Origin of the sequence: Janthinobacterium sp. SUN026 (genome assembly GCF_030397625.1) — a bacterium.
GTDB lineage: Bacteria > Pseudomonadota > Gammaproteobacteria > Burkholderiales > Burkholderiaceae_D > Janthinobacterium > Janthinobacterium kumbetense.
The window spans coordinates 1,845,852-1,858,192 of the sequence record NZ_JAPQNU010000001.1 but is presented as its reverse complement, the minus strand read 5'-3'; the positions used below and the strand labels follow the sequence as shown (position 1 = coordinate 1,858,192).

Below are 12,341 nucleotides of genomic sequence, written 5' to 3'. Positions count from 1 at the left end.
TCATGCCCGTCAGATATTCACCGAGTACAGGTTTCTTTTACCCCGTCAACATCGATTACCAGGACATCCCGTCCGATGTGTTTGAGGTATCCGAGGCTGACCACCTGGCCGCCCATACCGCCTGCGCATCCGGCGGATCGTTCAAGTTTATCAAAGGGACGCTGCGCATCACGCCGGCCCCAGCCATTCCCTATGGCCAGGTGTGTGCCATCTACCTCAATACCGTTCGCGCGCGCCGTGACGGCATCCTCAACCGCCTGGCCGGTATCGGCTTTGCTGCTATGGCCAGCGGCGATGCCGCAACCGCGCAAGCCATCGCCACGGCGCGCACCTGCCTGCTCGACATCACCATCTGCGCGACGGTCGCCGCCGCACAGGATATGGACGCCCTGCAGGCGGCCGTCAGCGCCGAATTCCAGCGCATCGCCGACGCCTTGCTGCAAGAGGCCCGGCGTGCCTTCGATGATGCAGGCAGCACCCAGTAATACCCCCGACATTCACCACCTACCAGGAGAGCAACATGGCCACCGACTACCACCATGGCGTGCGCGTCATTGAAATCAACGAAGGTTCGCGCCCCATCCGCACCGTGTCCACCGCTGTGCTGGGCCTGATCGCCACGGCCGACGATGCCGACCCCATATCCTTCCCGCTCGACACGCCCGTGCTCGTCACCAATGTCCTGGCCGCCATGGGCAAGGCCGGCAAGACGGGCACCTTGTACCGCAGCCTGCAGGCCATCGCCGCGCAAACCAAACCCCTGACCATCGTAGTACGCGTGGCCGAAGGCGAAACGGAAGCGGAAACCACCAGCAACGCCGTGGGCGGCGTGTCGCCGGACGGTAAATACCTGGGCGCCCAGGCGCTGCTGGCCGCGCAAAGCAGGCTCGGCGTGAAACCGCGCATCCTGGGCGCGCCGGGGCTGGACACCCAGGCCGTCACCAATGCCCTGGCCAGCGTGGCACAGCGCTTGCGTGCCTTCGTGTATGCGTCCGCCTATGGCTGCGCCACCGTCACCGCGGCCACCGCCTATCGCGGCCAGTTCGGCCAGCGTGAAGTGATGATGATCTGGCCCGACTTCGTGAACTGGAATACCGCCACCAACGAAGAGGCCAGCATCTCCGCCGTTGCTTATGCCATGGGCCTGCGCGCCAAGATCGACGAGGAAACGGGCTGGCACAAGACGCTGTCAAATGTGGTCGTCAATGGCCCGACCGGCATCAGCAAGGACGTGTTTTTCGACCTGCAAGACCCGGCCACCGACGCCGGCATGCTCAACGCCAAGGAAGTGACCACCCTGATTAACATGGGCGGCTACCGTTTCTGGGGTTCGCGCACCTGCGAGGAGCCGGGCGGCTTCTTCTATTTCGAGAGCTACACGCGCACGGCCCAGGTACTGGCCGACACCATCGCCGAAGCGCATTTCGCCTTTGTCGATTTGCCCCTGCATCCGTCCCTGGTGCGCGACCTGCTGGAAAGCATCAACGCCAAGTTCCGCGACTTGAAACTGCAGGGCTACATCATCGACGGCCACGCCTGGTATGACGAGCAATACAACGGCAAGGAAGCGCTGAAAGACGGCAAGCTGGCCATCGACTACGACTACACGCCCGTGCCGCCGCTGGAAAACCTGAAATTCCAGCAGCGCATCACCGACCGCTACCTGGCCGACTTCGCCTCGCGCATCGCCGCGTAACCGTCCAATCACCACCCTGCCCGCGCCAGCGCGGGCGCATTGAACTACTGGAGAAATTATGGGCTTGCCCCGCAAACTGAAAAACTTCAACCTGTTCCAGAACGGCGTGTCCTTCATGGGCATGGTGCCCGAAGTCACCTTGCCGAAACTGAGCCGCAAGATGGAAGAGTACCGCGCCGGCGGCATGAGCGGCCCCGTGTCCGTCGACTTCGGCAACGAGGCGCTGTCGCTGGAATGGAGCGCAGGCGGCCTGATCGCCGAAGCGCTGAAACAGTACGGCGCGCACTCGCACGGCGCCGTGCAGCTGCGCTTTGCCGGCGCGTACCAGGAAGACGATGACAGCACGGTCGCCGCCGTGGAAGTGGTCGTGCGCGGCCGTTACAAGGAAATCGACATGGGCGGCGCCAAGATGGGCGACGACACCACCCACAAATACACCATAGCGTGCAGCTATTACAAGCTGATGATCGACGGCGCCACCATCATCGAACTGGACTTCATGAGCGGCACCGAGAACTTCGGCGGCGGCGACACCAACGCGGCCATCCGCAAGGCCATCGGCCTGTAACCCCTTTTAATTCACCACCACCCTACAAGGACAACACCATGCAAAACGATACCCAAAACAGCGCCGTCATCGAACTGGACGAGCCGATCAAGCGCGGCGATACATTCATCACCTCGCTGACTGTGCGCAAGCCCAAAGCGGGCGCCCTGCGCGGCGTGTCCCTGATCGATCTGGCCAACCTGAGCGTCACCGCACTGCAGATGGTGCTGCCGCGTATCACCGAGCCAACCCTGACCGCGCACGACGTCGCCAACATGGACCCGGCCGACCTGCTGAGCGTAGGCGCGGAGGTGGGCGCTTTTTTGGTGAGCAAAGCAGATCGCCTTTCGGTATCCCCTGCGAAGTAGAAGACGCCATGGCCGACATTGCCGGCGTCTTCCACTGGACGCCGGCAGCGATGGACGGCTTTACGATTGATGAACTGATGGCCTGGCGCGAACGCGCCCGGCAGCGAAGCGGAGCGGAATAAATGGCTGGTCGGGATTTGAAATTACAGGTGGTATTTGCGGCACTGGACAAGATCACCGGCCCGCTGAAAAAGATCATGGGCGGTTCCAGCGACACGGCCAAGGCATTGAAGGCCACCAGCGACCGCTTGCGCGAACTGAACACGCAGCAGAGAAACCTGGGGAAATTCCGCGAACTGCATAGCGGTATTCGAACGACGGGGGTTGAGCTGAAAGAAGCTCAAAAAAAAGTAAAAGAGCTGGCCGCAAGCATAAAACAGACCGAGTCTCCTACACGCGCCATGACGCGTGATTTGAAGGCGGCGACGAAGGTCACGCAGGCCTTGACGCTGAAAGGCCGAGAGCAGAGCCAGCAATTCCGCGCCCTGCGCGCCAGCCTCAAGGAGGCCGGCATCGACACGCGCCAACTGGGCAAGGCCCAGGAGTGGCTTAAGAACAGTATTCAGTTGACCAACGTTGAGCTGGCGTCGCAACAAAAGCGCCTGGCCGCGTCAGCCGCCAAGCAGCAGCGCGTCACCAACGCCACCCAGCATGCGGACAAGCTGCGCAGCAAGGCGGGCAGTATTGCCATGGCCGGCGCTGGCGCGACAGCGGCCGGCGCGGTCATGGCCATGCCCGTGACCAAGGGGCTGCACGAGGCGAAGCACTACCAGCTGGAAAAGGCCCGCGTGAATGCCCTGGGGCTGGGGCCGGAAACCAGCCAGCAGGCGATCACCTTCGCCAAGAACATGAAGACCTACGGCACCAGCCAGAACGAAAACCTGGAACTGGTGCGCGACGCGATGTCGATCTTTGGCGATCTGCACCACGCGGAAATGGTCGCGCCCACCCTGGCCAAGATGAAGTTTGCCAACAAGGCATTCTTCGGCAAGGAATCTGGCGAAGAGAACGAGCGCATCTTCATGGATTTGCTCAAAGTCATCGAGCAACGCGGCGGCACGGCCAGCTCGGAGAAATTCCACGACCAGGCCAACATGATGCAAAAGGTCATCACGGCCACAGGCGGGCGCGTGGGGCCGACGGAATGGCTGAACTTCATCAAGACGGGCGGCATCGCCGCCAAGATCATGGATGACAAGCAGTTCTATTATCAGATGGAACCGCTGGTGCAGGAGGTCGGCGGCCACCGCGCCGGCACGGCCCTGATGTCCGGTTATACGAACTTGTATCAGGGGCGTACCACCAAACGCGCCGTCAGCAACATGGAAAAACTGGGGCTGATTAAAGATCGAGGTCAGGTCAAGCACGACAAAGTGGCGCAGAGTGCCACCCTTGGCCCTGGCGCCCTGCTGGGCAGTGACATTTTCCGACGCAGCCAGTTTGAATGGCTGGAGCAGGTGCTGTTGCCACAACTGGAAAAAAAGGGCATTACGGATCCCAAGCAAATTGAGGACACCATCGGCAGTTTGTTTTCGAACCGCACGGCCGGTAATCAGTTTCTGGACATGTTCCGGCAGCGCATCCAGATGCACAAGAATGCCAAGCTGAACGCAGGCGCGTATGACATCGAGCAGATATACGACCTGGGCAAGCAGCAGGCCGGCGGCGCCGAACTGGAAGCGACAGCCAGGCTAGCCAACCTGAAACTGACCATGGGCGAGAAAATCCTGCCGCTGTATGCACAGGGGCTGGAACTGGCGATCAGCGCCATTACACGCCTGAACGGCTTCATGGAGCGCAACCCGACCGTGGCCAAGGTCATGATCGCCGGTTTTGCTGTCCTCGCCGGCCTGCTGCTGGTGCTCGGCCCGCTGATGCTGGGCATTGCCGCCCTGATCGGCCCGTACGCCATGCTGCACGTCATGTTCGCCAAGATGGGCGTGACGGGCGGCGTGCTCACGCCCATCCTGCGCAACCTGGGCGGCGCCTTCATGTGGGCGGGCCGGGCCGTGCTGTGGCTGAGCCGCGCTCTTCTGATGAATCCGATTGGCATTGCCATCACGGTCATCGCCGGCGCCGCCTTTCTGATCTATAAATACTGGGAGCCGATCAAGGGTTTCGTTCGCGGCCTGTGGTCTGACGTCAAGACGGCGTTTGCCGGCGGCTTTACCGGCATCAATAGCCTGATCGCCAACTGGTCGCCGCTGGGCCTGTTTTATCGGGCCTTCGCGGGCGTTCTGGGCTGGTTCGGCATCGCGCTACCGGCCAAGTTCACCGACTTTGCCGCCAACATCCGGCACGGCATTGTCGAAGGACTGGCGCCGCTGACAGGCTTCATTGCAAGTCTGTGGTCGCAGCTGAAAACCACCTTCAGCGGCGGCATGGCCGGTATCACGGCTCTGATTATTAACTGGTCGCCGGCCGGCATGTTTTACCAGGCGTTCGCTGGCGTCATGAGCTGGTTCGGCATCAAGCTGCCGGCCCAGTTCACGGAGTTCGGCGCCAACATCCTGCGCGGCCTGGTCAACGGCATCACCGGCTCCATGGGCGCCGTCAAGGATGCCATCAGCAATGCCGGTTCCAGCACCATTGCCTGGTTCAAGGAAAAGCTGGGCATCCACAGCCCGAGCCGCGTGTTCGCCCAGCTCGGCGACTACACCATGCAAGGCCTGGCCGTGGGCCTGGACCACAGCGAGGGCGCGCCGATTGCCAAGGTGTCGGGCCTGGCTCAGCGCCTCACGCAACTGGGCGCCGGCATCGCCATCGGCACGGCCACCGCCCTGCCAGCCAGCGCCTTCGACACGCGCGCGCCGTTGTCACAAGGCGGGTTCGGCGCCGGCATGACCATTCAGGGCGACAAGATCGAAATCACCTTCCACGTGCAGGCTGGCACTGATCCCCAGGCCATCGCGCGCGCCGTGAGTGTGGCGCTCGATCAGCGCGACCGCGAAAAGGCGGCGCGCATCCGCTCGTCCCTGCGCGACCACGATTAAGAAGGAATAACCACCATGATGATGATTTTAGGAATGTTCGTGTTCAGCCTGCCGACTCTGGCGTATCACGAGCTGCAGCGGCAAACGGAATGGAAGCACGCCAGCACGGCCCGCGTGGGCCTGCGTGACGCGCACCAGTACGTGGGGCCAGGCGACGACACCATCACCCTATCGGGCTGGGTGGCGCCGGAACTGACCGGCTCCCTGTATTCGCTCGACGCGCTGCGCATGATGGCCGACACGGGTAAATCGTGGATTTTGATCCAGGGCACGGGCCGCATTCTCGGTTCGTACCGCATCACCAGCATGACGGAGGGCCGCACCATCCTCGACGGCAGCGGCGGCGCGCGGCGCGTCGAGTTCTCGATTGCACTCAAGCGCGATGACGACGGCGTGCTGGCCATGGTCGGCCTGGGCGACATCGGCGACCTGAAAAACATGCTCAGCATCGACGGCATGACCAGCAGCATCGCGGGCGCAGCCAAGAGTGCAGTGGGCAGCGTAGTCGGCAACGTGGTCGGCGGCATCACGTCGAAATATGGCGGCGTCGTCAGCGAGATGAAAGACAAGATCGGCGGCAGCATCAGCGGCGCCATCGGCAGCGCGGCGGATAAGTTCAAATGAGCGAGCATATCCCCGCCTTCAAGGTCAGCATCGAGGACAAGGATTTGACGGCCATCGTCTCGCCTCGGCTGATCAATCTGACCTTGACCCTATGCCGTGGCGACGAGAGTGACCAGCTCGACATCGCACTGGACGACAGCGACGGCAAGCTGGCCCTGCCACCGCGTGGCGCGCAGATCGCCCTGGCGCTGGGCTGGCAAGCGTCCGGCCTGGTGGACATGGGCAAGTTCACCGTCGACGAGGTGGAGCACAGCGGCGCGCCCGACACCATCACCCTGCGCGCTAGGTCGGCCAACCTGATTGACACGTTTAAACAACAGCAGGAGCACAGCTTTCACAAAACCACCCTGGGCGCCATCATCGAGGCGATTGCCTTCCGCAACGAGCTGGCATCGGGCGTGTCGGCGCGCCTGCGCGACACGGCCATCGAGCACATCGACCAGACGCACGAGAGCGACGCGGCCTTCCTGCGCCGGCTGGGCAGGAAATACGACGCGGTGGCCACCGTCAAGAACGACACCCTGCTCTTCATCCCCATCAACCAGAGCCGCACCGCCAGCGGCAAGGCGCTGCCCGTGATCGACATTACGCGCGCCCTGGGCGACGGCCACCGCTACCACAGCGCCGAAAGCGACGCCTACACAGGCGTGCGCGCCTTCTGGCATGACGAACGCTACGCGCGCCGCCGCAGCGTCGTGGCCGGCGTGCCCGGCAACAGCAAGCGCCTACGCACCACCTTCGCCAACGAAACGGACGCACGCGCGGCGGCCGTGGCCGAATGGCAGCGCATCCTGCGCGGCCTGGCCACCTTCGAAATGAGCCTGGCCCTGGGCAACCCGGCCGTGTTCCCGCAATCGCCCGTCACCGTAAGGGGCTTCAAGCCCGAGATCGACGCCACCGAATGGCTATCGGTCAAGGTCACGCACAGCCTGGGCGGCAACGGCTTTACCTCGCGGGTGGAGTTTGAGACGAAGACGGAAGCAGTCGAGGCGGAGCGCGAGTTGGAAAGTGACCCGGATGACGGTATCACAGGCGTGCTTGCGAATTGGAAAGATGTGGCCTCGAAGAAGAAAAAGACAGGTCAAGAAATTGCCGGCACCAAAATTAAGCTAAAAACACTAGATCATCTTTATAAAAGTAAGCAGGCGGCCAAGCGGGCTGCCAAACATACATGGCAACGTCTTGAAGAAGTACGAGAAATTATCCGCGAGAATAATGATGAACCTTGGAAATCCATATAAATAGACTAATGCTCATTTGATTTAGCTCACCATTTTAAAAAATCAAATAACTTACAACATAAAAATTAAAATACTTAATAAATCAAAACTAGCGCACCACCCCTACCAACACTCTAAAATAAATCTTCAGATCTCATGAATTTATTCATATTTTTATTTGTCAAAGTATCAAATTTCAATTTATCGACATCTACGCCAATTAACTTGAATTTTCTATTTGTATTTGACATACTCCTTATTGATAGAAAAATATCCCTTGCATCTAAATATCTTTTTTTATGGTCACCTCCATCTAACCGTTTGCATATTTCCTCACAGAGAAATATCGTATCTACACCAACTGGAAAATACATGATTTTATTCACCACAAATACTTTGCATTTTTTCAGTATTTCTTCTTCATCCTCACTAAATTTGCCTCTATTTATCACCCTACTAATATTAACCATATAATCATCTAAATTCGGTTTCGCCATATATGCAAAATAATCCAAAACCAATCCATAGATATGATCTGCAACCTCAATCCACTCCCTTATTACTGATTTTAGCTCGATAAAATTACTTCCATCCAATTCAGCCTTTATCTTCCCATAAGCTTGCTTATCCTTCTTCAACTCCGCTTTATCCACAAACAAATAAGATCGACCTTCTAGGTCGGCGTGAATATCCAATGGCAGAGTGCGAGCATGTTGACAATAATTTCTAATAACCTCTAAAAACCTATAATCAAAATTATTATCATAATAGTAAGATTTTATTTTTCCAAACCGCTTGAAAAATTTACCGTTATCTGTTTTGTATCTCCGATCGATAAAATCAAGAAATATTTTATGGGAATTAAGAAGATTTAGAATAGAATTTTGCAGCCGATATTTAATTGTAAAAACCAAAACAAAATTTGAAGATAAATTAATATTCCCCAATGTATCAAAATCTAACAGCAACTTCTTGTGATTATCCCGAACTGATTCCTCAAGAGACCTGAAGTACATATATTCGTGTATGAATTTATATTTATCATCCTTTTCAGAAATTTTTGAAGTACCAAAAAGGCTCATTGTCTTAAAATAGGGATTCATATTATCAAACCTCAATCTCTAAAACCATTTAAACAATTCTCTATTTTCCACTAAAAATTTAGGAATATTGAAATTCATCCGAAAAATTATTTAATAAAACCCAAAAATTCATCTACCGTTTCATCTTCCCCATCAGGATTTCTAAACTTAAGATATTCCTTATTAACAAGCTCCAACGCACTTCTTATTAGCCCGACTCCAACATAGTTTGTTATCTCATCGCTATCTGTCTCATGCGGTGGATATTTCGTCTCTCGAGCCAAAACGGCATCCCAAGTTTCATTAACCACACTATCAATATCTTTTAATTTTTTATATCCAAAATTATTCAACTCTTCCAATAATGAAGAAGCTGATTCCGCAGTGGATTCTCTTCTATCTGGAAATTTCCACGATATGTATCCAAGCAAGTTATCAAGATTCACATCAACATCCAACGATAGCTCAGAATTATCGATCATGGATTTCTTAACGCCTTCTTGATACTCTCCTCTCAAATAATTTATTCTTTCGAATTGATCATCTGCCGTCTCGAATAGACCAGCCAATGCATATAATTTTCTCTTCAACTCTTTAGGAATATCCTCTTCATGCTTGTAAGATAAATGATGAGCGACTATTGCCCAAGCATCTTGAAGAATTGTCCGAATCTGTATCTCGCAACGAAATTCCCTTAGATCATCATATCTCGCACCCGCATGCTGCTTCTTTAATTTAACAATATAATGAAGTGCGCCATATCCAAACTTCTCAAAACCTTGATCACTGAGCTTATCAACTTTTTCTAAAATATCAAACTCACGTTCAACTAGCTGCTCCAATTTTAATCTATCAGAAGCGTACAAAAAAACAATTCTCACACCCGACAAATCTGTTATTTCCTCCAACGGCCTAGCATACGTTTTTCGTTTTATTTTTTCACAAAAACTCGCCAAAGTTTTCGCCCTAGAACTTAAGTTACCAATCTCAATCCCTAGATGCTTTATTTTTTTCTCAAGAATGTATTGAACCTCATCGCAAAGACGTTGATGATTTGAAAGCATTTCGTAGTATCCACGAATAAGATCAGGCCGATCTTTCCATATTGAATTTAATGGACTGTCCAATTTTCAACTCCTCTTCTCAATTTGATATTGCTCAAATTTTAACATTTTAAATCATGCACCGAACAATCCAACGACCTAGGCTTCTGTAAAATCTCAAACCAAAATCCAAAATATGGAGGATCGAAAAAGTGACTTTATTGAAACTATTCTCAATCGGTGGACTTAATGTTTTTCCAAAGCTCTCGCAGGGTTTTCAGGGTCAGCTCTGCCATTCCGCCACAGGCCCAGCTATGCGAATCCTCAAGCTGAAGTCTCTACGTAAACTCAGCGTCAACACGCATAAGCAGCATAGGTAGTCATGCCGTATTTACAATTAGTACATCACAGTTTGCTGTGAGTCTAGACGCCAAGGCTGAGATCATGTCTGAATGGCAGACCTGCCCCCGCCATCCTAGAGTGGACGCAAGGTCAGCTGTCACTGGTGATTGTTAATACTTGCCTTTACTCGATATCAGCTTCTGGCGAAGCTGCTCAATCCTAGCCTTTCTTTGTCCACACAGCTCGGCAAGCGCGTCCTCATAGATCTCAAAAGCATCAAGCAGAGGCGTTCGGTTTACTTCTCCACCGTGAGAGCCAAGGTTCCCTATCATCCTCAACGCAGTAAGCGTGGCCGCATGCTCAGGATCAGCTTTCTCGAATAGTGAAATTCGTGCATTCAAATCAAGGCGGGTCGACTTCCCACTTTTGTCGATCTTGCTTCGTGGAATCTTGAAGTTGTCAAGCAGAAGTTCAACACTGATACGAAGGCGATTTGCACTCGAGCTTAAATCGACCCAAAAAAGCTCAAAAGATTTATCAATTTCAGTGCTCACAAGGAAAGGAACTTCCTTTGGGATCGCAATAATAGGAGGCGGGGGAAAGAACGCTCGTGTGCGAAGTAGCGATACCAAGCCCCAGGCGTTGTGCTCTTCATCGTAGTATTCGGCGACGGTTGTGTCGCCCAGAACGTGCGCAACTTCGCCGCACTCCGGCATATCGCATATCAACCTCAGGCTGAAGCGCTCAGTTTCCCAATCAGGCTCCCAATCAGGGTGCTTGTTGGCGGCCACCGAGTATGCTGGTTCTTTTACCGCAAGGCTCGCCTCGTCGAGGATCAGTCGGCCATTAGCGCACCTAGGGCACGCAAACTTTGGGAAAGCATTGCGAGCATAAGCGCCCGCCCATAAATCGCGATTGAACAAAATTTTATCCTTCTATGAAATATGTCAGATGATGGATTCGATGCCTAATGTGAACTGTAAATCACCGTTCACCTAGGGGAGCGACAATGCAAGGTCTTCGGTTAGTTACATTGCTAATTTTCACAAACAGGTAGACGCAAGACGATACCGTCACGTCGCGCTCTTTGGGGCTCGTGGTTACGAACAGCAATAGAGAATAACAAATTGCCAAGAGGGAAAATTCACACATTGTCACGTTGGTGTGAATGGCTGGTTTTGGCCTAGTGTGTTGAAAAACGCGGGTACGTTGACGTTTAGATAGAAATCCTGACAGCCTCGACTGGTCAGAACCGCCGCTATTGAACGATCACCGACTGCTTGGAGGTCTCAGACATCCCAAAATGGTTGCCGCTCGACATTTTCAACACAATAGGCCGAATCCAGCCGAAGTTGCTCAAACATTGACGTTACGTCATCTACAGGCATCTGATCGGTATGCGTAATATGCAGAAAAAACAAGCAGCAATTACAATAAGCATAAGAAGGTAAATCATTTGCAGACTATTTTTCCTTTTTTCGTCCACTGCCGGCCACATTAAAAGTCTGCGGCCCAATGATATTCCCCACGAAATTTTGCCCAATCTTCCCGTGAGTTTCAACGTGTGGTGCATTCCCTGCTTGGGATGCTGGGGGCGTTGGTGAGCGCATGCCGCCAATCATCCCAAGTACGCCTGCTCTCCCGCGAACATCCATACTTCTATAGCCATCCAACAATTCTCGCTCATCCGAGGTAACGGCTGATTGCAATCTCTCACCCGTAAGTATGTAGTGGACATCGACCCCGATCCCTGCCAGCGCTCGTAAGTAAAGCGCATCCGGGGCACGCTCGTCTTGCTCATACAGCGTTTGTGCGCGTCGCTTCAGCCCGCCGACGGCAGCAAAATCTTCTTGATTCATGCCCAAGCGTTGACGCTCTTCTTTTAGTATTTCACCAATTGATCTCATTTGTGCGCAAATTCTTCTTTACAATACTCTCATTTGAGAGCTATAGTTATGCCATACCATAGCGATTACAGATCATAACATTATGAAAAACGTATCCATAGCGAGGCGCACTGCCAAGGGTGTCACGACTAAGCCACTCGGCGTCCGCCTGACGCCTGATGAGGTGGACGAGGTCGAGGGCTACGCAGAGAAACTTGAACTCTCCAGGGCTTGGTTTCTTTGCTTTCTGATCCTGCGGGGCCTCGCCGACTACAAGCGCGAACTCGCATCCCAATCCCCCCACTAAGGACAACGTCATGTGCCCCGATGCAAAACGTATCCGCAGCCACCGCGTCATGCTGCGCCTGGACGATTACGAGCACCAGCTCGTTTCCTCGATCGCCAACTACCAGGGCGAAGAGCTTGCGGTGCTGGTGCGCCAGATCGTGATGCGTGAAGCCCTGGCCGTGATCGCCTTGGATGACGCCACTATCGACAGCGTACAGCGTCGCAGCGTTTAAACCGAGTCACTTTTGAGCA

The 12,341-nt window shown here is 54.3% G+C and carries 13 protein-coding genes; 9 read left to right on the top strand and 4 right to left on the bottom strand.

Annotated elements, in window-relative coordinates; translation table 11 throughout:
- Window positions 1-2: 2 nt before the first annotated feature.
- From OX459_RS08505 to OX459_RS08470, 8 genes are read left to right on the top strand one after another with little or no spacing between them, the layout of a single operon-like run.
- Window positions 3-485, top strand: a complete 483-nt coding sequence (locus tag OX459_RS08505; RefSeq protein ID WP_289904589.1) for a hypothetical protein — start codon at window positions 3-5, stop codon at window positions 483-485.
- A 35-nt stretch (window positions 486-520) separates the two neighbouring features.
- Window positions 521-1,696: a phage tail sheath protein gene (locus tag OX459_RS08500; protein WP_289904588.1), complete on the top strand. Its 1,176-nt coding sequence runs from the start codon at window positions 521-523 to the stop codon at window positions 1,694-1,696.
- A 58-nt stretch (window positions 1,697-1,754) separates the two neighbouring features.
- Window positions 1,755-2,264 carry a phage major tail tube protein gene (locus tag OX459_RS08495; RefSeq protein ID WP_289904587.1) on the top strand — a complete coding sequence of 170 codons (510 nt, stop codon included), beginning with the start codon at window positions 1,755-1,757 and terminating at the stop codon, window positions 2,262-2,264.
- Window positions 2,265-2,302: 38 nt separating this feature from the next.
- Window positions 2,303-2,611, top strand: a complete 309-nt coding sequence (locus OX459_RS08490; RefSeq protein WP_289904586.1) for a phage tail assembly protein — start codon at window positions 2,303-2,305, stop codon at window positions 2,609-2,611.
- Window positions 2,612-2,619: 8 nt separating this feature from the next.
- Window positions 2,620-2,733 (top strand): GpE family phage tail protein, encoded by a 114-nt coding sequence (locus OX459_RS08485; protein ID WP_071650284.1) that lies wholly within the window; start codon window positions 2,620-2,622, stop codon window positions 2,731-2,733.
- The gene (locus OX459_RS08480) at window positions 2,734-5,604 is read left to right on the top strand and encodes a phage tail protein (RefSeq protein ID WP_289904585.1); all 2,871 of its coding nucleotides are present in this window, start codon (window positions 2,734-2,736) and stop codon (window positions 5,602-5,604) included. It abuts the gene before it with no gap.
- 15 nt (window positions 5,605-5,619) lie between these two features.
- On the top strand, window positions 5,620-6,228 hold the full coding sequence (locus OX459_RS08475; protein ID WP_099388150.1) for a phage tail protein: 609 nt from the start codon (window positions 5,620-5,622) through the stop codon (window positions 6,226-6,228).
- On the top strand, window positions 6,225-7,469 hold the full coding sequence (locus OX459_RS08470; RefSeq protein ID WP_289904584.1) for a phage late control D family protein: 1,245 nt from the start codon (window positions 6,225-6,227) through the stop codon (window positions 7,467-7,469). The genes OX459_RS08475 and OX459_RS08470 overlap by 4 nt, the downstream gene beginning before the upstream one ends.
- Before the next feature lie 113 nt (window positions 7,470-7,582).
- Here OX459_RS08470 and OX459_RS08465 read toward each other — a convergent pair whose 3' ends face one another.
- From OX459_RS08465 to OX459_RS08450, 4 genes are all read right to left on the bottom strand, one after another.
- The gene (locus tag OX459_RS08465) at window positions 7,583-8,551 is read right to left on the bottom strand and encodes a hypothetical protein (protein WP_289904582.1); all 969 of its coding nucleotides are present in this window, start codon (window positions 8,549-8,551) and stop codon (window positions 7,583-7,585) included.
- Between the two features lie 86 nt (window positions 8,552-8,637).
- A complete protein-coding gene (locus OX459_RS08460; RefSeq protein WP_289904580.1) occupies window positions 8,638-9,657 on the bottom strand; it encodes a hypothetical protein in 1,020 nt (339 codons plus the stop codon).
- 428 nt (window positions 9,658-10,085) lie between these two features.
- The gene (locus OX459_RS08455; RefSeq protein ID WP_289904578.1) at window positions 10,086-10,838 is read right to left on the bottom strand and encodes a DUF4145 domain-containing protein; all 753 of its coding nucleotides are present in this window, start codon (window positions 10,836-10,838) and stop codon (window positions 10,086-10,088) included.
- Between the two features lie 540 nt (window positions 10,839-11,378).
- A complete protein-coding gene (locus tag OX459_RS08450; protein WP_289904576.1) occupies window positions 11,379-11,822 on the bottom strand; it encodes a helix-turn-helix domain-containing protein in 444 nt (147 codons plus the stop codon).
- A gap of 296 nt (window positions 11,823-12,118) precedes the next feature.
- Here OX459_RS08450 and OX459_RS08445 point away from each other — a divergent pair, with 296 nt between their 5' ends.
- Window positions 12,119-12,322, top strand: a complete 204-nt coding sequence (locus OX459_RS08445) for a hypothetical protein (RefSeq protein WP_289904575.1) — start codon at window positions 12,119-12,121, stop codon at window positions 12,320-12,322.
- Window positions 12,323-12,341 lie beyond the last annotated feature (19 nt).

Bases quoted from the DNA above. Each gene is read 5' to 3' on its own strand.
- OX459_RS08495 (WP_289904587.1), top strand. From the start codon at position 1,755: ATGGGCTTGCCCCGCAAACTGAAAAACTTCAACCTGTTCCAGAACGGC.
- OX459_RS08480 (WP_289904585.1), top strand. From the start codon at position 2,734: ATGGCTGGTCGGGATTTGAAATTACAGGTGGTATTTGCGGCACTGGAC.
- OX459_RS08500 (WP_289904588.1), top strand. From the start codon at position 521: ATGGCCACCGACTACCACCATGGCGTGCGCGTCATTGAAATCAACGAA.
- OX459_RS08475 (WP_099388150.1), top strand. From the start codon at position 5,620: ATGATGATGATTTTAGGAATGTTCGTGTTCAGCCTGCCGACTCTGGCG.
- OX459_RS08450 (WP_289904576.1), bottom strand. From the start codon at position 11,822: ATGAGATCAATTGGTGAAATACTAAAAGAAGAGCGTCAACGCTTGGGC.
- OX459_RS08445 (WP_289904575.1), top strand. From the start codon at position 12,119: ATGTGCCCCGATGCAAAACGTATCCGCAGCCACCGCGTCATGCTGCGC.
- OX459_RS08470 (WP_289904584.1), top strand. From the start codon at position 6,225: ATGAGCGAGCATATCCCCGCCTTCAAGGTCAGCATCGAGGACAAGGAT.
- OX459_RS08490 (WP_289904586.1), top strand. From the start codon at position 2,303: ATGCAAAACGATACCCAAAACAGCGCCGTCATCGAACTGGACGAGCCG.
- OX459_RS08465 (WP_289904582.1), bottom strand. From the start codon at position 8,551: ATGAATCCCTATTTTAAGACAATGAGCCTTTTTGGTACTTCAAAAATT.
- OX459_RS08485 (WP_071650284.1), top strand. From the start codon at position 2,620: ATGGCCGACATTGCCGGCGTCTTCCACTGGACGCCGGCAGCGATGGAC.
- OX459_RS08505 (WP_289904589.1), top strand. From the start codon at position 3: ATGCCCGTCAGATATTCACCGAGTACAGGTTTCTTTTACCCCGTCAAC.